The organism is Mesorhizobium sp. B1-1-7 (assembly GCF_006442705.1).
In the GTDB taxonomy this organism is placed as follows: domain Bacteria; phylum Pseudomonadota; class Alphaproteobacteria; order Rhizobiales; family Rhizobiaceae; genus Mesorhizobium; species Mesorhizobium opportunistum.
This window is the reverse complement of record NZ_VFWQ01000006.1, coordinates 1-19,489: the sequence shown is the minus strand read 5'-3', so window position 1 is coordinate 19,489 and position 19,489 is coordinate 1. Positions and strand designations below refer to the sequence as shown.

Sequence of the window (19,489 nt, the reverse complement as noted above, 5' to 3'; positions counted from 1 at the left end):
ACATGGTTAATTTCCGACCTGAGGGTAAACCCGTGGCCATCATTCGGCCATGCTTGGCCGCACCATCGCCGCCAGCCATCGGGTCGACCTTGATCTTGGCAAAGCATCGCGGCTAGTTTGCCGCAGGGGAGGACAGCATATGGCGTTACGCCGGACGGTTTGGGTGTCCTTTCTTCCGTTGCTCGCCATCGTTGCCGCCTGTGTGCCGCAGGACAATGCGCCGAAGGCGGCCAACACCGTCTCGCCCGCGCCGGCTCAGCAATCCATGGCAGCCGTGGCACCTCCGACATCGCCAACCAAGATCACCACCGACCTTACCGCGCCGCGATCCGCAGTGGGTACGGCAACCTATGGATGCGGCAATGGCAGCGCGATCACCATTCAGAATCTCGGCTCGTCGTTGCGCGTGATCGAGCCGGATGGCGCGACCGAAGAATTCGTGGCGTCGCCTGCCAACCAGTCCAGCCGCTATCAGGAAGCCGCCACGCATAACGCAATCGTGATCGACGGGCGCGAGGCGCTGGTGATGAAGAGGGGTTCGACGCCGCGGACCTGCAGGCGATAGATCGCACGGCTAACGACTTGCGTATGCTGCACTGCAGCGACATCGAGCGCGGCGGGGGCTAGCAGCCCCTAATCGATTGAAGCCCGAGCCTGCCTTTTTGTCAGACTAAATGACGTTTCCAAAACGATTTTCTGGCTTTGACGCGGTGCAAAAAGAGCATTAGAAACCCGCTGTCCGAAGTCATACATAAGGGCGGCAAATGCCGCTTTCCATCGCGGCTCCGGACGTCGAACTGGGGGAGCCATGAGCAGATCACCAGCCACCCGCGCCAATGCCAGACGTGAACGGCCGCTGTCGCCGCATCTGACGATCTACCGGCCGCCGATCACCATGACGATGTCGATCATCCATCGCATCACCGGCGGTGCGCTCTATTTCGGCACTCTGCTGGTCGCGATCTGGCTGATGGCGGCGGCAAGCTCGCAAGGCGCCTTCGACTGGGTCAACTGGGCCTTCGGCACCTGGCTCGGCCGGCTCATCCTGTTCGGCTACACCTGGGCGCTGATGCACCACATGCTGGGCGGTGTGCGCCACCTCGTCTGGGACACCGGCGCCGGTCTTGAAAAGGACACGGCATCGAAGATCGCCTGGGCAACGCTGGCCGGCTCGATCCTGCTGACATTGCTGATCTGGGTCGCCGGTTACATGGCGCGGGGAGCCTGATCATGAGCACTGGCAAAACCGACATGCGCACGCCGCTGGCCAGGGTCCGCGGCCTGGGTTCCGCCCGCGAAGGCACCGGGCATTTCTGGCGCCAGCGCCTAACCGCGATCGCCAACATCCCGCTGATCCTGTTCTTCGTCGGGTTCCTGATCGCGCTCAACGGCGCCGGTTTTGCGGAGGTGCGGGCAGCGCTTGCCAATCCGTTCGTGGCGCTGGTGGTGGCCCTGGTGCTGGTCTCCGGGCTGATCCATATGCGTATCGGCATGCAGGTGATCATCGAGGATTACGTGCATGGCGAAGGCATGAAGCTGGCGCTCATCGCGCTCAATACTTTTTTCACCGTAGCGGTCGGCGTCGCCTCGATCTTCGCCCTGCTCAAGCTGGCATTCGGAGGCTGATTTGGCCAAGGACGCGAAATCGGCCAATACGGCAGGCTATACTTTCGTCGACCACAAATTCGATGTGGTGGTCGTCGGCGCCGGAGGGGCTGGCCTGCGCGCCACGCTCGGCATGGCCGAACAGGGCCTGCGCACGGCCTGCATCACCAAGGTGTTCCCGACCCGCTCGCACACGGTGGCCGCGCAAGGCGGCATTGCCGCTTCGCTCGCCAATATGGGCCCGGACAACTGGCAATGGCATCTCTTCGATACCGTCAAAGGGTCGGACTGGCTGGGCGACATCGACGCGCAGGAGTATATGGTCCAGCAGGCGCCCGCCGCCGTCTACGAGCTCGAGCATTACGGTGTGCCGTTCTCGCGCACCGAAGAGGGCAAGATCTATCAGCGGCCGTTCGGCGGCATGATGATGAATTTCGGCGAAGGCCCGCCCGTGCAGCGCACCTGTGCCGCCGCCGACCGAACCGGCCATGCCATGCTGCACACGCTATATGGCCAGTCGCTGAAGCACAACGCGCAGTTCTTCATCGAGTATTTCGCGCTCGACCTGATCATGGAGCCGGACGGCACCTGCACCGGCGTCGTCGCCTGGAATCTCGACGACGGCACCATCCACCGGTTCTCGGCCAAGATGGTGGTGCTGGCAACCGGCGGCTATGGGCGCGCCTATTTCTCGGCGACGTCGGCACACACATGCACCGGCGACGGCGGCGGCATGGCGGCCAGGGCCGGCTTCCCGCTGCAGGACATGGAGTTCGTGCAGTTCCACCCGACCGGAATCTACGGCGCCGGCTGCCTGATCACCGAAGGCGCGCGCGGCGAGGGCGGCTATCTCGTCAATTCCGAAGGCGAGCGCTTCATGGAGCGCTACGCGCCGTCGGCCAAGGACCTTGCCTCGCGCGACGTGGTGTCGCGCTGCATGACGCTGGAAATCCGCGAGGGCCGCGGCGTCGGTCCGAAGAAGGACCATATCTTCCTGCATCTCGACCATCTCGACCCGGCCGTCCTGCATGAGCGGCTGCCCGGCATTTCGGAATCGGCCAAGATCTTCGCCGGCGTCGACCTGACCAAGGAGCCGATCCCCGTGCTGCCGACGGTGCACTACAATATGGGCGGCGTGCCGACCAACTATTGGGGCGAAGTGCTCAATCCTACCGCTGAAAACCCGGACCGGGTGTCGCCCGGACTGATGGCCGTCGGCGAGGCGGGCTGCGCCTCGGTGCACGGCGCCAACCGGCTGGGCTCGAACTCGCTGATCGATCTGGTCGTGTTCGGCCGCGCGGCCGCGATCCGGGCCGGCCAGGTCATCGACCGCAATTCGGCGATCCCTTCGCCCAACGAAGCCTCTGTCGAAAAGACCATGGATCGCTTCGACCGGCTGCGCCACGCCAACGGCTCGACGCCGACGGCGGTGCTGCGGGAGAAGATGCAGAAGGCGATGCAGGAGGACGCGGCGGTGTTCCGCACCCAGGAATCGCTGGACAATGGCTGCAAGCGCGTCTCGCAGATCTGGGGCGAGCTCAAGGACATAAAAGTGTCCGACCGCTCGATGATCTGGAACTCCGACCTGGTCGAGACGCTTGAGCTGGAAAATTTGATGGCCAATGCCATCACCACGGTCTATGGCGCCGCGGCGCGCAAGGAGAGCCGTGGCGCACACGCCCGCGAGGACTTTTCGGCGCGCGACGACGTGACCTGGCGCAAGCATACGCTGGCGCGGCTCAACGAAGCCGGCGAGGTGACGCTCAGCTATCGGCCGGTGCACACCGAATTGCAGCGCAAGGAAGCCGACGGCGGTATCAACCCGGCTAAGATCGCGCCAAAGGCCAGGGTGTATTGACCATGGCGCTGGTGGCAGCGGGATATTCCGGCACGCCCCTTCCGGCCAAGCTCGGCCTGAAGGACGGTATGACCGCTGCCTTCATCGCGCTGCCGCCAGAACTCGACGACTTGGCTGACGCCGTGGCCTTTGCCGAGGTCGACCGGCTTGCCGAATGGTCCGACATTTCGGGCAGCCATCAAAGATACGACGCCGTCCATGCCTTCACCCGGCAGCGCGCCGAGATCGAGGATCGCCTTTGCGATGTCGAGGCGGCGATCAAGCGCGGCGGCATGGTCTGGGTGTCCTGGCCGAAAAAAGCGTCGAAGGTGCCGACCGACGTCACCGAAGGCGTTGTCCGCACTGAAGCGCTGAAGCTCGACCTTGTCGATGTGAAGGTCGCCGCCGTCAATGAAATCTGGTCCGGGCTGAAGCTCGTCATCCGAAAGGACCTGAGGTAAATGGTCGAACTGACGCTCCCCAAGAACTCGAAGATCCAGCAGGGCAAGACCTGGCCGAAGCCGGAGGGTGCCACCAATCTGCGGGAATACCGCATCTATCGCTGGTCGCCCGACGACGACGAGAATCCGCGCATCGACACCTATTTCGTCGATATGGACGATTGCGGGCCGATGGTGCTCGACGCGCTGCTGTGGATCAAGAACAAGATCGACCCGACGCTGGCCTTGCGCCGCTCCTGCCGCGAAGGCATTTGCGGCTCCTGCGCCATGAACATCGACGGCTCCAACACGCTGGCCTGCACCAAGGGCTGCGACGACATTTCCGGCGCCGTGAAAGTCTATCCGCTGCCGCACATGCAGGTGGTGAAGGACCTGGTGCCCGACCTCACCAATTTCTACGCCCAGCACGCCTCGATTGAGCCATGGCTGAAGACGGTGTCGCCGGAGCCGGCCAAGGAATGGCTGCAGAGCCATGAGGACCGCGAGAAGCTCGACGGGCTCTACGAATGCATATTGTGCGCCTGCTGCTCGACCTCGTGCCCGAGCTACTGGTGGAACGGCGACCGCTATCTCGGCCCGGCAACCCTGCTGCAGGCCTATCGCTGGCTGATCGACAGCCGCGACGAGGCCACGGGCGACCGCCTCGACAATCTCGAGGATCCGTTCCGGCTCTATCGCTGCCACACCATCATGAACTGCGCCCAGACCTGTCCAAAGGGGCTGAACCCGGCCAAGGCAATCGCCGAGATCAAGAAGATGATGGTGGAGAGACGGGTCTAGGCGGAGGTCAGTCTCGACGAAATTGTCGTCCGTAGCGATCCGTCACACCCCCCTCTGTCCTGCCGGACATCTCCCCCGCAAGGGGGGAGATTGGCCGTCATCTCGACTTTCGCTACTTTCCACCGTTGCAAGAGTGGATGGACAGCGCTGAAGCTGTTGATCTCTCCCCTTGCGGGGGAGATGTCCGGCAGGACAGAGGGGGGTGCTGTCCCTCGACCTCAAAAAGGATACTCATCCAATGAGCGAAGACCTTCCCATCCTTTCCCCCATCGAAGCCCGGGTGCTCGGCTGCCTGATCGAGAAGAAGGAGCTGACGCCGGATGTCTATCCGCTGACGCTCAATGCCGCACTTGCCGCCGCCAACCAGAAGACGGCGCGCGAACCTGTGATGGCGCTGGAGCAGACAGAGGTGCACCGGGCATTGAAGCTGCTCGAGCAGAAGGGGCTGGTGCGGCAGATGTTCGGCTCGCGCGTGGAGCGCTACGAACATCAGATGGCGCAGCGCTTCTCGCTGACGACGCCGCAGACCGCCTTGCTCGGCCTGCTCCTGTTGCGCGGGCCACAGACGGCGCATGAACTCCTGGCGCGGACTGAGCGCATGGCGCGGTTTTCGTCGATCGAGGATCTGCGCGGTGAACTCGACATGCTGATCGGCCGTCGCCCGCCGCTGATCCAGGAAATCCCGCGCGGGCCAGGCCAACGCGAGGACCGCTATGTGCATCTCCTCGCCGGCCCGGTGGACGTTGCCGCCCTTTCGGCCCAGCGGAGCGCGCCGGCCATGCCTGCCTCCGACCTGGAAGCGCGATTGGAAGCACTGGAGCAGGAAGTCGCCGCACTACGCGCCCGGCTTGATGCGCTGGGCGGTTGAGGCTGCCAGAGCGGCGGTTCACCGTTTCACGAAAACGGCGAACCACTCTAGTTTCTTGTTTTGACGCAATTCCGGACGGAAAACCGTTTCACACTTTTCCTGGAATTGCTCTGATCCCAGGTTGCCGCGCAGGGGCGTCGGCGCCTGTACTGAAAACGCCGGCTCTCAGGCCGGCGTTCGTCATCTCAGGTCACGTCTGCTCAGCCGAGCCGGGCGTCGAGCGATACGTTGATGGCGCCGAGTGCCTTCGAGACCGGGCATTCGGCCTTGGCTTTCTCGGCCAATTCCCCAAATTTCGCCGCATCGATGCCCGGCACCTTGCCGACCAGCGTGATGGCGCTGCCGGTGATGCCGGTGCCGGGAGCCAACGTCACCACGGCCTTGGCGTCGAGCTCGGCGGCGGGCGTGCCGTTCTCGGCCAGGAAGTGCGAAAGCTGCATGGCGTAGCAGCCGGCGTGGGCCGCCGCGATCAGCTCTTCCGGATTGGTGCCGGATTTACCGCTCTCGTCCTCGAAGCGCGCCTTGAACGAATAGGGCGTGCCCTTGAGCGTCCCGCTCTGCGTGTCGAGCGTGCCTTGGCCCTCTTTCAGATTGCCTTTCCAGACGGCGTTTGCAGTGCGGTCCATGAAGTCCTCCTTGGTTGCGGTGGCCGGTTGTCTTGGCTGGTTGCCTGGGTGAGCCCGGCGTCAGGTCAACTATAGCGCGCGCGGACACGAAGGCCACTGTGCTCTTTGGACATTGCGCGGTGTTGGGCTGCGACGGTTTCGAACTTTTTGAAAAAAGTGCGTGCAAAAATGTCGACTTCCATCCGGCCCGACCGTCCTGCGGGCGGCCACGGGGTTGTGGCCGGATGGAGGTTCACATGGACAACCTGTTTTTCGCACAGTGGAAGAGCCCGGGCCGCAAGGCTCAGCGACGGCAAGACTTGTGGCTGGATCCGCCGGCGTCCGGTTTCGGCAGGCTGCTGGCGGCTATCGCCATCATCGCGGTCGCGGCGTGCTTTCTCGACCATGCGGCGGCGGTCGACAGCAAGGCTGACATGCTCGTCGCGGCATCCTATGATTCATCCCAGCACGGGAGTTCGAAATGAAATATGTCTGCCTGGTCTATGGTGAGGAGAAGGATCTCTACGCGCTGACCCCGGAGGGGATGGCCAAGCTCGATGCCGATTCGCTGGCCCATGACAGGTCCTTGGATCAAGCGGGCAAGCTGATCATCGCGCAAGCGCTGCAATCGGTGAGGACGTCGAAGTCGGTGCGGCGGCGCGAGGGCAAGCGCCTGATCACCGACGGCCCTTTCGCCGAAACCAAGGAGCAGCTGCTCGGTTTCGTGATGATCGAAGCCGACAGTCTCGAGGAGGCGCTGGACATCGCCGGCGACATTCCGCTGGCTGAACTGGGCACCATCGAGGTGCGCGCGATCTACAATGTGCCGGGATCATAGGCAGGATTGTTTGCCTGCGGCCCAACGGGATAGAGCAGTCCACCGTTTAACGGAAACGGTGAACTGCTCTAACTCTTTGTTTTGACGCAATTCCGGACGGAAAACCGCTTCACACTTTTCCTGGAATTGCTCTAGGTGCCTGGCGGAGCCGCCGAGATTTCTTCGCCGTTGAAGCAAGCCGAGAGTTCTCCTATCGTCGCCGGGATCTTGGGGGAATCCGACATGCCTTTCCTGATTGCCGTTCTTGGCGTGCTCGGAGCAGCGGCGCTCTGGTGGTACCGGATGAAGGCCATGAACGAGGCCGCGCGTGACGTTGCCGATGTGATCGGCCGGGTCCAGGGCTCCGTGCGTCGCAAGAAACTGCGCAAGCAGGCGGCCCTGTCGCCGCTGACGGCGATCGACGACCCGGTGGTGGCGGCGGCAACGCTCATCACCGCGATCGTCTCCGAGAATGGGCCGGTGCTGCCGCAGCGCGAGGCAGTCATTCGGTCGGTGATCTCGGAAATCGCCGACAAGAAGAAGACTGACGAGGCGGTGATCTACGCCAAATGGGCGGCCTCGCAGATCGACGACACGACGATCGTCATCGACAAACTGGCGCCGTTCCTGCGCGAGCGTCTCGACGTGTCGGAACGCAACGATCTCCTGCAGATGGTCAACCGCGCCGCCCAGGGCGGCGAGAAGCGCCTCGAGATCGCCGACCAGCGCATTTTGCGGCTGCGGCAGAAGCTCGGTTTCGAGGTCAACTAGGCTTGACCGCACTCTCTGGCGTGTCCGTCCGTGAGATGGTCAGATCGCTTCGCCCTTCAACAGGCGCGGCGTGCCGGCTGACAGTCCCGACGCCTGCCGGATAAAAAAATCCTTCAGGCGCGGCATGCGTTCGACGAGGCCGAGGCCGATGTCGCGGACGGTGCGCAGCGGGGCGATGTCGTTGGAAAACAGCCGGTTCAGCACATCCGTCGTGACGCCCATCTGCAGCGTGTCGAAGCGGCGCCATTGCTGGTAGCGCTCGAGCACGTCGAGCGCGCCGATGTCCCGGCCGAGCCGGTCCGCCTCGACGATCACCTCGGCGAGCGCCGCCACATCCTTGAAGCCGAGATTGAGCCCCTGGCCGGCAATCGGGTGGATGCCGTGGGCTGCGTCGCCGGCAAGCGCGATGCGCGGGGCGACGAAGGCACGTGCGATAGTGAGGCCGAGCGGCCAGGCGCGCGGTTTGTCGGCGACGCGGATTTCGCCGAGCTTCAGGCCGAAGCGCAGTTCGAGTTCGTGCTCGAAGACGAGATCGTCCCCTTCCACGAGCGCCTTGGCATCCTCCGCGCGTTCGACCCAGACGATCGACGAGCGGTTGGTGCCGTCCTCATCGGGTTTCAGCGGCAAGGTGGCAAACGGGCCGGCTGGCAGGAAGTGCTCTTCGGCGCGGCCATTGTGCGGGCGTTCATGCGCCACGGTGCAGACGATGCCCGACTGGCCATAGTCCCATTTCACCGTCTTGATGCCGGCCATGTCGCGCAGCTTCGAATTGACGCCGTCGGCGGCAACCAAAAGCCGTGCCGTCAGCGCGGCACCGTCGGCCAGATGCACCGACATGCCGGCGCTATTGGTTTCGAAGCCTTGCACGGCAACACCTTCGATGATGTCGATGCCGAGCTTTTCGGCCCTGGCCCGCAAGGCGCCGTTCAGCGCCCGGTTGGCGACCATATGCGCGAAGGGCTCGCCAGGCGCCACTTCGCCGCCGAAGGTCAGAAAGACCGGGCGCACCGGATCGGCGCTGCGCGAATCGGTGATGATCATTTCGGTGATCGCCTGGGCCTGCGGCGCGATCTCGGCCCAGACGCCGAGCTGATCGAGCATGCGGCAGGCGGCCGCGGCGATCGCCGAGGCGCGGCCATCCTTTTGCCAGGCGCCGGCGGGCGCGGCATCGACCAGCGCCACGGCAAGGCCCGGACGGGCCTGCTTCAGCGAGACGGCGGTGGCCAGGCCGACATAGCCGGCGCCGGCCACGAGAACATCGAGCCCGGATCTGGTCTTGGCGTCCGCCTTGCGTTCCATGTCTTGGCTCCTTGCGCGTCGACCGGGGCTTGCGCCCTTGACGGCTCGTTCTTCCTGTCGGAAACCGCCATAGCAATTTTGAGGCGAGGTCACAAAACATGACGGCGGCCATGGACGAGCTTCTCGGCATTCTCGACCTCGAGAGGCTGGAACACAATCTGTATCGTGGTCGCAGCCCCCAAGTGGAGTGGCAGCGCGTGTTCGGCGGCCAGACCATCGCCCAGGCCCTGGTGGCGGCGCAGCGTACGGTGGAGTCCGACCGCTTCGTGCATTCGCTGCACGGTTATTTCATGCGGCCGGGCGACATCAAGGTGCCGATCATCTACGAGGTCGACCGCATCCGCGACGGCGGTTCCTTCACCACCCGCCGCGTGCTGGCGATCCAGCACGGACAGGCGATCTTTTCGCTGGAAGCCTCGTTCCAGGTCGACGAGAAGGGGCTCGAACACCAATTCGCGCTGCCCGACGACGTACCGCCGCCGGAAGGTCTGCAGACGCAGCGTCAGTTGCTCGAAAAAGCCGAGCGCGTGCCGGACGCGGTGCGCCGTTTCTGGGCGCGCGAGCGGCCGCTGGAGCTCAGGCCGGTCAATCTCCAGCACTATGAAAGCCGCGACAAGCTGCCGCCCCGCCAGAATGTCTGGATCCGCCTTGCCGGGCCGGTTCCCGACGACCGGGCGCTGCAGTCGGTACTGCTCGCCTATCTCTCCGACATGACGCTGCTCGACACCTCGACCTTCGCGCATGGGCGCGGCCTGTTCGATCCCGATATCCAGGCGGCGAGCCTCGACCATTCGATGTGGTTTCACCGGCCGCACGCGCTCGACGGCTGGCTGCTCTATGCGCAGGACAGCCCGTCGAGCTCGGGATCGCGCGGCTTCAGCCGCGGTACGCTCTATGCACGCGACGGCACGCTGATCGCCTCGATGGCCCAGGAAGGCTTGATCCGGCTCAAGCGTTGAGCAATGCGAGTCTTGTTTGAGCAGGATCTCTGGACAAACGAAAACCGTTTGTCCGCGAAAACCGGCTCCGTGTTTCGGTCCCATGCACAAAGCCGGCGAAATAGGCAATTTCGAAAAATTGCACATTTTTTGTGCATATGCTTTGGCGTGCCTGCGTGCACGAGGCGGCCGACAGCCTCTCAATCCTTTTGTTTACAACGGGTTAATGTTCTGCCTCCGCAATTGGCATGAAGCTTGAATCCTTGTTGGCACTCTCCGGCTCTTTGGGATCGGTGAAGTCGTGCAAACGCGGGTCACCGCAACAGCAAAGGGTGAAACCTTATGAAAATCGTGATGGCAATCATCAAGCCGTTCAAGCTCGACGAGGTACGCGAAGCGCTGACCGCCGTCGGCATCCAGGGCCTGACCGTCACCGAAGTCAAAGGCTACGGGCGTCAGAAGGGGCATACGGAAATCTATCGCGGGGCGGAATACGCGGTCAGTTTCCTGCCGAAGATCAAGATCGAGGTCGCGGTCAGTGGCGACATGGTCGACAAGGCCGTCGAAGCCATCACGGCGGCCGCCAAGACCGGCCAGATCGGCGACGGCAAGATCTTCGTTTTCGGCATCGATCAGGCGGTGCGCATCCGCACCGGCGAAACAGACACCGACGCGCTCTGAGCGGCGAACACGTATTCCAATGGAGAGTTCAATGAATATTTCTTCTACCTTGAAGACGACGGGACGCGCCGCCCTTTTGGGCTCGCTCGCTCTCGCAGCGTTGGGCAGCGTCGCCGCCTTCGCGCAGGAAGCGGCTCCGGCCGCGGCGGCCGCCGCGCCAACGCCAGTGCTCGACACCGGCAACACCGCCTGGATGCTGACCTCGACGGCGCTGGTGCTGATGATGACCATCCCCGGGCTGGCGCTGTTCTACGGCGGCATGGTGCGCAAGAAGAACGTGCTTGCCACCGTCATGCAGAGCTTTGCCATCACCTGCCTGGTGACGGTGCTGTGGTTCATGTTCGGCTATTCGCTGGCCTTCTCAGACGGCGGCGGCATGAACAGCTATATCGGCGGCGCCTCGAAATTCTTCCACCACGGCATCACGACCTCGTCGTTGTGGCTGCCGGGGGTCGCGAACATTCCCGAGTTCGTCTTCTCGATGTTCCAGATGACCTTTGCCATCATCACCCCGGCGCTGATTGCCGGCGCCTTCGCCGAGCGCTTCAAATTCTCGGCACTGCTGATCTTCATGGCGCTCTGGCTGCTCATCGTCTACGTGCCGATCGCGCATTGGGTCTGGGGCGGCGGCTTCCTCGGCTCAGCTGGCGTGCTCGACTTCGCGGGCGGCACGGTCGTCCACATCAATGCCGGTGTCGCGGGCCTGGTCTGCGCGCTGGTCCTGGGCAAGCGCGAAGGCTACGGCACCACCAACATGGCGCCGCACAACCTGGTCTATTCGGTGATCGGCGCCTCGCTGCTGTGGGTCGGCTGGTTCGGCTTCAACGCCGGTTCGGAACTGGCGGCTGACGGCCTTGCCGGTGCGGCCATGCTCAACACCCAGGTTGCCACCGCCGCGGCGGCGCTGGCCTGGATGTTCGCCGAATGGATCGTCGCCAAGAAGCCTTCGGTGCTCGGCATCATCTCGGGTGCCGTCGCCGGCCTCGTCGCGGTGACGCCGGCTTCCGGCTTCGTCAACCCGACCGGCGCCTTCATCGTCGGCATTCTTGCCGGCGTCATCTGCTACATCTCGGCGGTCAAGGTGAAGCACATATTCGGCTATGACGACTCGCTGGACGCCTTCGGCGTGCACGGCGTCGGCGGCGTGGTGGGCGCTCTGCTCACCGGCGTGCTGGCCGATCCTGCGATCAACAGCCTGTCATCGGGCGCTTCGCTCGGCAAGCAGATCTACGGCGTCGCGGTCACCATCGTATGGACGGCCGTCGCCACCTTCGTGATCCTCTACGTGGTCAAGGCACTGGTTGGGCTGCGTCCGACGACCCAGGAAGAGGTCGAGGGCCTCGACATCTCCCAGCATGGCGAAGTGGTGCCATAAGGCCTGCTTGGCCAACGGGACCGGCGGATCCTCCTCCCGCCGGTCCCTTGCCTGTTCCACGCAGTCGCGGGCGGCAAGGCACTGGCACCCTGGAATTGCTTCGAAGAAAATCCCGTCGTGACACTCCCGAAAGGAGTTCACGCCTTGAGGCCCGGATCGCATCCGGGCCTCTTTTTTGGTGCAGGCATTCTGTCGCTGCCGGGATTCACGAAATCACGTTCGCGTGAACAAGCTTTTCGAAGAAACATTGACCGCCCTGGCCCCGAACTATGGGGACGATCGCCGTTCCGACGATCGTTTTTTTAAACACAGGGAAGGAATTTTCACATGAACTTCAAGAATATCTGCCTCGGGGCACTCGCGCTTTCCATGGTCAGTGGCGTGGCACTTGCCGGTGCTCTCGACGAACCGGACAACATGGCGCCGTTCTTCACCGATTCCAGCATGAAAACCATGAAGCCGATGGAAGAATTCAAGGCCGCCTTCATGGCCATGCCGAAGGAGAAGCAGGACGCCATGATGAAGGAATGCCAGGACGCGGCGATGAGCAAGCCTCATGCCGAGTTCTGCGCCAATGTGAAGGCGCTTGGCGGGGCCAACAAGTAACGCGCTGCCCGATCCCAAAACGAATGGATGGCGGGCCAACGCGCCCGCCATTTTCATGCGGCTGGGTTGGCCGGAAGATTTTCATGCAATGGGAGTGGCTCCACCGGCCTTATAGTTAATGCAGCCTTAACCTTCCCACGGCTAGTCTGGCCTCCGAATCTGCCGGAGTGCGTCATGCGCTCGGGCCAGGCAATCACTGACGGGGAAGAGCATGCGTTCAGGGGCTTCAGCACCGCTCGCGATGGCCGATACGGGGCACGGCATCCAGGCTTTCGCGCGACGCCAGGTCGGTCGGCTTGTCGGCGTCGGCCTGTTCCTGACTGTTGCCTTCGGGATCGCCAGCCTCGCCACCTGGAACGTTGCCGATCCAAGCTTCTCGCACGCGACGAACAACATCGTCACCAACGCCATGGGCTATGCCGGCGCGGTGTTCTCCGACCTTGCCATGCAGTTTTTCGGCCTCGCCGCGGTTGCCGCGCTGGTTCCGGCGGTGATCTGGGGGTACCTGCTGTTTTCGGCGCGCGGTGTCGACAGGCTGCCCAAGCGCGGTCTGTACTGGTTCGGCTTCGCGCTGCTTTGCGCCGCGATCGCCGGCTGCATCGTCCCGCCCAAGACCTGGCCGCTGCCGACCGGCCTTGGCGGCGTGTTCGGCGACATGGTGCTGAAGATTCCCGGTGTCCTCATCGGCGGCTATCCGACCGGCCTGATCGCCAGCGTGCTTGCCGTGCTTTTGGCCGCGCCGGCGCTCTGGCTGTTCGCCTACGGCGCGGCGCTGACCGGACGCAAGAACGGCTTCGCCGTCATGGAAGAGCCGCCCGCCGCTGACCCGCGCGAGGACGAGCTTTTGTTCGACAATGACGAGGATGAGGGCGACGAGGGCATATTGGCACTCGGTGCGATCACCCATTGGTGGCTCTCGTTGCGTGCATGGATGCATCGCCGTGCCGTGCGCCGCCAGCGCGAGCGGGACGAGTACGAGCCGGAGATGGAGCCGCGCGCCAGCGCCTGGCGCCGTGCCGCCGAACGGGTCGAATCGGCCGAGTTCGCAGAATCACGCATGAGCCAGGACGGCCGCGCCCGCGTCGAGCCTGAATTCTTCGCCGCCATGGTCAATGACCGTAGCGTTTCCGTCGATCCCGACGATGACGACGTCTTCGACCGTGACGACCGGGACATGGATTTCGACGACGAGCCCGTCGCCCAGCGCCGTGCCGCGCCCACGGCCAAGGTGCAGCAGTTCCGTTCCGATGCCGCCACCCGCGTCGAGGCGCCGGCGCCGCGCCCGGCCCCGGGCGCCCGCGTCCAGCGCGAGGCGCAGACATCGATGATCGGCTCGGACACGTTCGAAATGCCGTCGCTGCATTTCCTGTCCGAACCGAAGAACGTCGCGCGAGACCCAAGCCTGTCCAAGGACGCGCTGGAACAGAATGCGCGCCTGCTCGAAGGCGTTCTGGAAGATTTCGGCGTCAAGGGCGAGATCATCGCCGTCCGCCCGGGTCCCGTCGTCACGCTCTACGAGCTCGAACCGGCGCCGGGCATCAAATCGTCGCGCGTTATCGGCCTTTCCGACGACATCGCCCGCTCGATGAGCGCGATCGCCTGCCGCGTCGCCGTTGTGCCGGGGCGCAACGCCATCGGCATCGAACTGCCGAACGCCAAGCGCGAGACGGTGTATCTGCGGGAAATCATGGCCAGCCGTGATTTCGAGACCACCAAGGCCAAGCTGGCGCTGGCGCTGGGCAAGACCATCAATGGCGAGGCGGTCATCGTCGACATCGCCAAGATGCCGCACGTGCTGGTCGCCGGCACCACCGGCTCCGGCAAGTCGGTCGCCATCAACACCATGATCCTGTCGCTGCTCTACCGGCTGACGCCGCAGGAATGCCGGCTGATCATGATCGACCCGAAGATGCTGGAACTCTCCGTCTATGACGGCATCCCGCATCTGCTCACGCCCGTCGTCACCGATCCGAAGAAGGCCGTCGTGGCGCTGAAATGGACCGTGCGCGAGATGGAGGACCGCTACCGCAAGATGTCCAAGGTCGGTGTGCGTAACATCGACGGATTCAACGCACGCGTCCAACAGGCCGAGAAGAAGGGCGAGAAGATTTCGCGCACGGTGCAGACCGGCTTCGACCGCCAGACGGGCGAGGCGATCTACGAGACCGAGGATCTCGATCTCGAGCCGATGCCCTATATCGTCGTCATCATCGACGAAATGGCCGACCTGATGATGGTCGCCGGCAAGGACATCGAAGGCGCGGTGCAGCGCCTGGCGCAGATGGCGCGTGCCGCCGGCATCCACGTCATCATGGCGACGCAGCGCCCGTCGGTCGACGTCATCACCGGCACCATCAAGGCCAACTTCCCGACCCGCATCTCCTTCCAGGTGACGTCGAAGATCGACAGCCGCACCATCCTGGGCGAGCAGGGCGCCGAACAGCTTCTCGGCATGGGCGACATGCTCTACATGGCCGGCGGCGGCCGCATCCAGCGCGTGCACGGCCCCTTCGTCGCCGACGAGGAGGTGGAGAAGATCGTTGCGCATCTGAAGTTGCAAGGCGTGCCCGAATATCTCGACGCGATCACCGAGGATGACGACGAGGATGATGACGAACCGTCCGGCAAGGGCGGATCTGGCGGCGGTGGCGGCGGTAATTTCGAGGATTCCGACGACCCCTACGATCAGGCGGTCGCCGTGGTGCTGCGCGATGGCAAGGCGTCGACCAGCTATATCCAGCGCCGTCTCGGCATCGGCTACAACCGCGCCGCCTCGATCATCGAGAAGATGGAAAAGGAAGGCATTGTCGGCCCGGCCAACCACGCGGGAAAACGCGAAATCCTGGTGCCGACCGAAGACGACAAGTTCTGACGATGGGGCGTTCGCGGCAACTTTGAACTTTCTGGCGCGTTCATGGCGGGAGGCAGCGTTCGCCTGGTCAAACTTAAGCCCAACTGGGGGTCCACCACAGCCACCAAATCAGGAATCAGACGAGAGTGACCGATATGAAAAACGATCTTTCAGTGCTCAGCGATCTTGCCCCGACGCGCCGCCAACTGCTCGGCCTTGGCCTTGCCTTCGCGGGTGCCGCCGCCATCAATTTGGTGCCCGGGTTCCAGCTGCTGGCCTCGGCGCAGGCGGCCGTGCCCGCTGCCGCGCAGAAGATCGCCGACCATTTTTCCGCAGTCAAATCGATGAGTGGCGAATTCGTCCAGTTCGGCCCCAAGGGCGAGCAGACCGGCGGCAAGTTCTTCCTCGAACGGCCGGGCAAGATCCGCTTCAACTATGACGGCTCGTCGAATTTCAAGGTGATTTCCGACGGCAAGTCGGTGGTCATCCTCAACAAGAAAATGAACACGTCCGATCTCTATCCGCTGTCGAAGACGCCGCTGAAACTTTTGCTCGACGACCGCATCGACCTCTCCGGTGATCGCGTCAAAAGCGTCAAGCAAGAGGATGATCTCACCACCATCCAGCTTTCCGACAAGTCGGTGTTCGGCAATGCGCGCATCACCATGATGTTCGATCCGAAAACCTATGATTTGCGCCAGTGGACGATCACCGACGCCCAGGGCAAGGACACCACGGTGATGATCTTCAACACCAAGGAAGGCGTCAGCTTCGCTCCCGACACCTTTGCCATCGACTATACGGCCAACCGCGAGCTCAATACGAAGACAAGGTAGTTTCCGTCGCAGCGGCAAGTTTTTTGGGCGCTAGCGCTGCCCCTCATCTGGCTGCCGCCATCTCTCCCCGTGAGCGGGTGAGAAGGACGCTGTCATCGCCGATTTCGCTAGTTGCAAGCGTTGAAAGAAGGCGCTGCGGCCCGGCCAGCTTCTTTCTCTCCGTTTACGGGGAGAAATGCCCGGCAGGGCAATGAGGGGCGGCGCTGAGATTGGCGGTTAGCACCCGCTTGTTTTTATATCGCGCGGCTGGCAGTAGTTCGGGAACCAACTTCATAGGGCACAATGTCCTGTCGGGCCGTCCTAGAGCTGGCGGGGCTTGCTCTGCCCCGGACTGGATTCCCGCGCATGCCCTTTTCCATCGCCACCTGGAACATCAACTCCGTGCGCCTGCGGATGCCGATCGTCGAGCGCTTGCTGGTCGAGCAGGAGCCGGATGTGCTGTGCCTGCAGGAAACCAAGGTTCCCGATGAGCTGTTTCCGGAAAAGGCGTTCCGCAAGCTCGGCTACGAGCACATCGCCTTCCACGGCCAGAAGGGCTACCACGGCGTGGCGACGGTGGCGCGGCGGCCGATCGCGGTGGTCGAGAAGCGCCGCTTTTGCGACATCGAGGACAGCCGGCATCTGTCGGTGACGGTGCGGGCCGGCGGCAAGACGATCCTGGTGCACAATTTCTACGTGCCGGCGGGCGGCGACGAGCCAGATCCCGTGATCAACAAGAAATTCAAGCACAAGCTCGATTTCGTCGCCGAGATGAACGCCATCCGCGCCGAGCATGACGAGGTCTCGGCTTCGGTCCTGGTCGGCGACCTCAACATCGCGCCGCTCGAACATGATGTCTGGTCGCACAAGCAACTGCTCAACGTGGTCAGCCACACGCCGGTCGAGACCGAGAACTTCGAAGCGATGCGGCTGGCCGGCAATTGGATCGACCTGATGCGGCTCAACGTGCCATCAGAACAGAAACTCTACACCTGGTGGAGCTATCGCGCGCAGGACTGGGAAGCGTCGAACCGGGGCCGGCGGCTCGACCATGTCTGGTCGTCGCCGAACCTGGTGCCAAGCTTCACCGGCTACGAAATCCTGCGCCTGGCGCGCGGCTGGGAACGCCCGTCGGACCACGTGCCGGTGATTGCGCGGTTCGACCTGGACTAGCTCACTCCGAAAAGCGCGGCGCCAGTTTCTCGATGCGGCGGATCATCGCCTGGAATTCCTCGGATATGCGGTCATGCAACTTCACCGCGACTTCCGGATATTCCTCCAGGATGCGGCGGAACATCTTGCGGCTGAGCCGGATCACTTCCGAGTCGATCTCGGCCGACGCGCTGGTCAACCGGTTGGTGTCGGCGATCAACGCCAGTTCGCTGAGCATGGTACCGGGGCCGACCTTGCCGATCGGGATGCGTTCACCGTTCTGTTCGCGATAGAGCACGATGAGGCCGCTGACGACGACATAGGCCGAGTCAGCGACGTCGTCTTCACGGTAAAGCTTGTGGTTGGCCTGCAAAAAGGTGGTTTCGGCGCCGAAGGCGAGTAGGCGCAACTGTTCCTGCGTGAAGCCCTCGAAGAGCCTCACGGCGGACAGGATGCGGATGTCGTCATCCAACGCCATCTCTAGCTGCGTCCCCGAACGGTCAGTCCAATCCCTCCTTCACGAGCAGACCCTGAATCCCCTCCGACAGGATCGTACCCGAAAGCGGTCCCGCCCAGACCGCTCATTGGATAATGAAATGTTTAAGGAACCAGCTTGTAGCCACCGCTTTCTGTCACAAGAATTTCCGCATTGGAAGGATCGCGCTCGATCTTCTGGCGCAACCGGTAGACATGGGTTTCCAGCGTGTGCGTGGTGACGCCGGAATTGTAGCCCCAGACCTCTTCGAGCAGCACGTCGCGCGTCACCACCTTCTGGTCGGCGCGATAGAGATATTTGATGATCGAGGCTTCCTTTTCCGTCAGCCGCACCTTGGCGCCGCGCGGGTCGATAAGCAGCTTCTGGCTGGGCTTGAAGGTGTAGGGGCCTACCGAGAAGGTGGCGTCCTCGCTCTGCTCATGCTGGCGCAGCTGCGCGCGGATGCGTGCCAGAAGCACCGCGAAGCGGAACGGCTTCGTCACATAGTCATTGGCGCCGGCCTCGAGACCGAGAATCGTGTCCGAATCGGTGTCGTGGCCGGTCAGCATGATGATGGGCGCCTTGTAGCCGCCCTTGCGCAGAATCTTCACCGCCTCTCGGCCATCCATGTCGGGGAGGCCGACATCCATGATGAGCAGATCGATGAGGCCGCCGCGCGCCGTGTTGACGCCTTTTGCCGCAGTCGATTCCTGCAGCACGTCGAATTCCTCGTAGAGGGACAATTGCTCGACCAGTGTGCCGCGCAGGTCGTCATCGTCGTCGACGATCAGGATGGTGCGTGAAGTCATGGATCAATCCGTTGTTTTGAAAAGTGAATTCAGTTGACCGCTGCGTATTTATGCGGAAGCTGGCCGGCACAACAGCCGATCACAGTGATTTGTTCCGTGGCACGATCATACAAGAAAAAACACGATCGCAATGCAGCCGGCGCAATTTTGGTAAAACGGCTGCGTGTGCTGACCGTGCGGGCGAGGCCCGGGCACCCAACCCAGGGCCTCGTGCAGGCCGGAAACACGGTGTTTGCCTGCGCGCTGGGGCGTGGCGGCATCTCGGCCGACAAGCGTGAGGGCGATGGCGCCACGCCGCTCGGCTCGATGCGGGTGCTGTCAGGCTATTTCCGGGGGGATCAGTTTGCCGGCGCGCGCCGGACCCGGCTGGCGATGACGCCGATCGGGCCCGATCTCGGCTGGTGCGAGGTGCCTGATGACCGCAACTACAACCGTCCGGTCAAGATTCCCTATGGCGCCAGCCACGAGCGCATGCGGCGCGACGACCGGCTCTATGACGCCTGCCTGGTGCTCGACTGGAACATCGCCCCGCGCCGCCGCGGGCGCGGCAGCGCGATCTTTTTCCATCTGGCGCGGCCAGGCTTCACGCCGACGCAAGGCTGCGTCGCGGTGACGGCGCGGACCATGGCGCGGCTGCTGCCACTGCTGTCGGACAGGACGGTGGTCAGGGTGGTGAGGTAGGCAGTAGGCAGTAGGCAGTAGGCAGTAGGCAGTAGGCAGTAGGCAGTAGGCAGTAGGCAGTAG

Annotated in this window: 22 protein-coding genes; 18 read left to right on the top strand and 4 right to left on the bottom strand. The window is 63.3% G+C overall.

Annotated elements, in window-relative coordinates:
- The first annotated feature begins 139 nt into the window (after window positions 1-139).
- The 7 genes from FJ978_RS11205 (at window position 140) to FJ978_RS11170 (ending at window position 5,551) form a co-directional block, all read left to right on the top strand.
- Window positions 140-565, top strand: a complete 426-nt coding sequence (locus FJ978_RS11205) for a hypothetical protein (RefSeq protein ID WP_140572419.1) — start codon at window positions 140-142, stop codon at window positions 563-565.
- Window positions 566-808: 243 nt separating this feature from the next.
- Entirely contained in the window at window positions 809-1,228 is a 420-nt protein-coding gene (gene sdhC / locus FJ978_RS11200; RefSeq protein ID WP_013892280.1) for a succinate dehydrogenase, cytochrome b556 subunit, read from the top strand.
- A 2-nt stretch (window positions 1,229-1,230) separates the two neighbouring features.
- Entirely contained in the window at window positions 1,231-1,626 is a 396-nt protein-coding gene (gene sdhD / locus FJ978_RS11195; protein ID WP_140572179.1) for a succinate dehydrogenase, hydrophobic membrane anchor protein, read from the top strand.
- A gap of 1 nt (window position 1,627) precedes the next feature.
- Window positions 1,628-3,463 (top strand): succinate dehydrogenase flavoprotein subunit, encoded by a 1,836-nt coding sequence (gene sdhA / locus FJ978_RS11190; protein ID WP_140572178.1) that lies wholly within the window; start codon window positions 1,628-1,630, stop codon window positions 3,461-3,463.
- 2 nt (window positions 3,464-3,465) lie between these two features.
- Window positions 3,466-3,903 carry a DUF3052 family protein gene (locus FJ978_RS11185; RefSeq protein WP_013892283.1) on the top strand — a complete coding sequence of 146 codons (438 nt, stop codon included), beginning with the start codon at window positions 3,466-3,468 and terminating at the stop codon, window positions 3,901-3,903.
- Window positions 3,904-4,683 (top strand): succinate dehydrogenase iron-sulfur subunit, encoded by a 780-nt coding sequence (locus FJ978_RS11180; RefSeq protein ID WP_140572177.1) that lies wholly within the window; start codon window positions 3,904-3,906, stop codon window positions 4,681-4,683.
- 238 nt (window positions 4,684-4,921) lie between these two features.
- The gene (locus FJ978_RS11170) at window positions 4,922-5,551 is read left to right on the top strand and encodes a DUF480 domain-containing protein (protein WP_140572176.1); all 630 of its coding nucleotides are present in this window, start codon (window positions 4,922-4,924) and stop codon (window positions 5,549-5,551) included.
- 200 nt (window positions 5,552-5,751) lie between these two features.
- Here FJ978_RS11170 and FJ978_RS11165 read toward each other — a convergent pair whose 3' ends face one another.
- A complete protein-coding gene (locus FJ978_RS11165) occupies window positions 5,752-6,177 on the bottom strand; it encodes an OsmC family protein (RefSeq protein WP_140572175.1) in 426 nt (141 codons plus the stop codon).
- Window positions 6,178-6,413: 236 nt separating this feature from the next.
- Here FJ978_RS11165 and FJ978_RS11160 point away from each other — a divergent pair, with 236 nt between their 5' ends.
- The 3 genes from FJ978_RS11160 to FJ978_RS11145 all read left to right on the top strand — a co-directional run bounded on the left by FJ978_RS11160 (window position 6,414) and on the right by FJ978_RS11145 (window position 7,744).
- Window positions 6,414-6,641, top strand: a complete 228-nt coding sequence (locus tag FJ978_RS11160; RefSeq protein WP_013892287.1) for a hypothetical protein — start codon at window positions 6,414-6,416, stop codon at window positions 6,639-6,641.
- Window positions 6,638-6,994 carry a YciI family protein gene (locus FJ978_RS11155; protein WP_140572174.1) on the top strand — a complete coding sequence of 119 codons (357 nt, stop codon included), beginning with the start codon at window positions 6,638-6,640 and terminating at the stop codon, window positions 6,992-6,994. Before FJ978_RS11160 ends, FJ978_RS11155 begins: the two co-directional genes overlap by 4 nt.
- Window positions 6,995-7,216: 222 nt before the next feature.
- Window positions 7,217-7,744, top strand: coding sequence for a hypothetical protein (locus tag FJ978_RS11145; RefSeq protein ID WP_140572172.1), 528 nt, complete (start codon window positions 7,217-7,219; stop codon window positions 7,742-7,744).
- Window positions 7,745-7,783: 39 nt separating this feature from the next.
- Here FJ978_RS11145 and FJ978_RS11140 read toward each other — a convergent pair whose 3' ends face one another.
- A complete protein-coding gene (locus tag FJ978_RS11140; protein WP_140572171.1) occupies window positions 7,784-9,043 on the bottom strand; it encodes a ubiquinone biosynthesis hydroxylase in 1,260 nt (419 codons plus the stop codon).
- Window positions 9,044-9,141: 98 nt separating this feature from the next.
- On the opposite strand from FJ978_RS11140, the gene tesB reads away from it, so the two are divergent.
- The 7 genes from tesB to FJ978_RS11105 all read left to right on the top strand — a co-directional run bounded on the left by tesB (window position 9,142) and on the right by FJ978_RS11105 (window position 17,482).
- Window positions 9,142-10,002: an acyl-CoA thioesterase II gene (gene tesB / locus FJ978_RS11135; protein WP_140572170.1), complete on the top strand. Its 861-nt coding sequence runs from the start codon at window positions 9,142-9,144 to the stop codon at window positions 10,000-10,002.
- A gap of 321 nt (window positions 10,003-10,323) precedes the next feature.
- Window positions 10,324-10,662, top strand: a complete 339-nt coding sequence (locus tag FJ978_RS11130; RefSeq protein WP_023765926.1) for a P-II family nitrogen regulator — start codon at window positions 10,324-10,326, stop codon at window positions 10,660-10,662.
- A gap of 31 nt (window positions 10,663-10,693) precedes the next feature.
- Entirely contained in the window at window positions 10,694-12,037 is a 1,344-nt protein-coding gene (locus FJ978_RS11125; protein ID WP_013892293.1) for an ammonium transporter, read from the top strand.
- 327 nt (window positions 12,038-12,364) lie between these two features.
- Window positions 12,365-12,643, top strand: a complete 279-nt coding sequence (locus FJ978_RS11120) for a hypothetical protein (protein ID WP_013892294.1) — start codon at window positions 12,365-12,367, stop codon at window positions 12,641-12,643.
- Window positions 12,644-12,854: 211 nt separating this feature from the next.
- Complete coding sequence (locus FJ978_RS11115) at window positions 12,855-15,515, top strand: DNA translocase FtsK (RefSeq protein WP_140572169.1); 2,661 nt, start codon at window positions 12,855-12,857, stop codon at window positions 15,513-15,515.
- Between the two features lie 134 nt (window positions 15,516-15,649).
- The gene (locus FJ978_RS11110) at window positions 15,650-16,330 is read left to right on the top strand and encodes an outer membrane lipoprotein carrier protein LolA (protein WP_013892296.1); all 681 of its coding nucleotides are present in this window, start codon (window positions 15,650-15,652) and stop codon (window positions 16,328-16,330) included.
- Between the two features lie 345 nt (window positions 16,331-16,675).
- On the top strand, window positions 16,676-17,482 hold the full coding sequence (locus tag FJ978_RS11105) for an exodeoxyribonuclease III (protein WP_140572168.1): 807 nt from the start codon (window positions 16,676-16,678) through the stop codon (window positions 17,480-17,482).
- 1 nt (window position 17,483) lies between these two features.
- Here the strand turns inward: FJ978_RS11105 and FJ978_RS11100 are convergent, their stop codons facing one another.
- A complete protein-coding gene (locus tag FJ978_RS11100) occupies window positions 17,484-17,939 on the bottom strand; it encodes a Crp/Fnr family transcriptional regulator (protein WP_140572167.1) in 456 nt (151 codons plus the stop codon).
- A 122-nt stretch (window positions 17,940-18,061) separates the two neighbouring features.
- On the bottom strand, window positions 18,062-18,745 hold the full coding sequence (locus tag FJ978_RS11095) for a response regulator transcription factor (protein WP_013892300.1): 684 nt from the start codon (window positions 18,743-18,745) through the stop codon (window positions 18,062-18,064).
- A 144-nt stretch (window positions 18,746-18,889) separates the two neighbouring features.
- Between FJ978_RS11095 and FJ978_RS11090 the strand changes: the two genes are divergently transcribed.
- Window positions 18,890-19,426 carry a L,D-transpeptidase gene (locus FJ978_RS11090; protein ID WP_181176875.1) on the top strand — a complete coding sequence of 179 codons (537 nt, stop codon included), beginning with the start codon at window positions 18,890-18,892 and terminating at the stop codon, window positions 19,424-19,426.
- Window positions 19,427-19,489 lie beyond the last annotated feature (63 nt).

What these genes read in the sequence shown, in the direction of transcription:
- FJ978_RS11205 (WP_140572419.1), top strand. Translation starts at nt 140, where the DNA reads ATGGCGTTACGCCGGACGGTTTGGGTGTCCTTTCTTCCGTTGCTCGCC.
- sdhC (WP_013892280.1), top strand. Translation starts at nt 809, where the DNA reads ATGAGCAGATCACCAGCCACCCGCGCCAATGCCAGACGTGAACGGCCG.
- sdhD (WP_140572179.1), top strand. Translation starts at nt 1,231, where the DNA reads ATGAGCACTGGCAAAACCGACATGCGCACGCCGCTGGCCAGGGTCCGC.
- FJ978_RS11185 (WP_013892283.1), top strand. Translation starts at nt 3,466, where the DNA reads ATGGCGCTGGTGGCAGCGGGATATTCCGGCACGCCCCTTCCGGCCAAG.
- FJ978_RS11180 (WP_140572177.1), top strand. Translation starts at nt 3,904, where the DNA reads ATGGTCGAACTGACGCTCCCCAAGAACTCGAAGATCCAGCAGGGCAAG.
- FJ978_RS11170 (WP_140572176.1), top strand. Translation starts at nt 4,922, where the DNA reads ATGAGCGAAGACCTTCCCATCCTTTCCCCCATCGAAGCCCGGGTGCTC.
- FJ978_RS11165 (WP_140572175.1), bottom strand. Translation starts at nt 6,177, where the DNA reads ATGGACCGCACTGCAAACGCCGTCTGGAAAGGCAATCTGAAAGAGGGC.
- FJ978_RS11160 (WP_013892287.1), top strand. Translation starts at nt 6,414, where the DNA reads ATGGACAACCTGTTTTTCGCACAGTGGAAGAGCCCGGGCCGCAAGGCT.
- FJ978_RS11155 (WP_140572174.1), top strand. Translation starts at nt 6,638, where the DNA reads ATGAAATATGTCTGCCTGGTCTATGGTGAGGAGAAGGATCTCTACGCG.
- FJ978_RS11145 (WP_140572172.1), top strand. Translation starts at nt 7,217, where the DNA reads ATGCCTTTCCTGATTGCCGTTCTTGGCGTGCTCGGAGCAGCGGCGCTC.
- FJ978_RS11140 (WP_140572171.1), bottom strand. Translation starts at nt 9,043, where the DNA reads ATGGAACGCAAGGCGGACGCCAAGACCAGATCCGGGCTCGATGTTCTC.
- tesB (WP_140572170.1), top strand. Translation starts at nt 9,142, where the DNA reads ATGACGGCGGCCATGGACGAGCTTCTCGGCATTCTCGACCTCGAGAGG.
- FJ978_RS11130 (WP_023765926.1), top strand. Translation starts at nt 10,324, where the DNA reads ATGAAAATCGTGATGGCAATCATCAAGCCGTTCAAGCTCGACGAGGTA.
- FJ978_RS11125 (WP_013892293.1), top strand. Translation starts at nt 10,694, where the DNA reads ATGAATATTTCTTCTACCTTGAAGACGACGGGACGCGCCGCCCTTTTG.
- FJ978_RS11120 (WP_013892294.1), top strand. Translation starts at nt 12,365, where the DNA reads ATGAACTTCAAGAATATCTGCCTCGGGGCACTCGCGCTTTCCATGGTC.
- FJ978_RS11115 (WP_140572169.1), top strand. Translation starts at nt 12,855, where the DNA reads ATGCGTTCAGGGGCTTCAGCACCGCTCGCGATGGCCGATACGGGGCAC.
- FJ978_RS11110 (WP_013892296.1), top strand. Translation starts at nt 15,650, where the DNA reads ATGAAAAACGATCTTTCAGTGCTCAGCGATCTTGCCCCGACGCGCCGC.
- FJ978_RS11105 (WP_140572168.1), top strand. Translation starts at nt 16,676, where the DNA reads ATGCCCTTTTCCATCGCCACCTGGAACATCAACTCCGTGCGCCTGCGG.
- FJ978_RS11100 (WP_140572167.1), bottom strand. Translation starts at nt 17,939, where the DNA reads ATGGCGTTGGATGACGACATCCGCATCCTGTCCGCCGTGAGGCTCTTC.
- FJ978_RS11095 (WP_013892300.1), bottom strand. Translation starts at nt 18,745, where the DNA reads ATGACTTCACGCACCATCCTGATCGTCGACGACGATGACGACCTGCGC.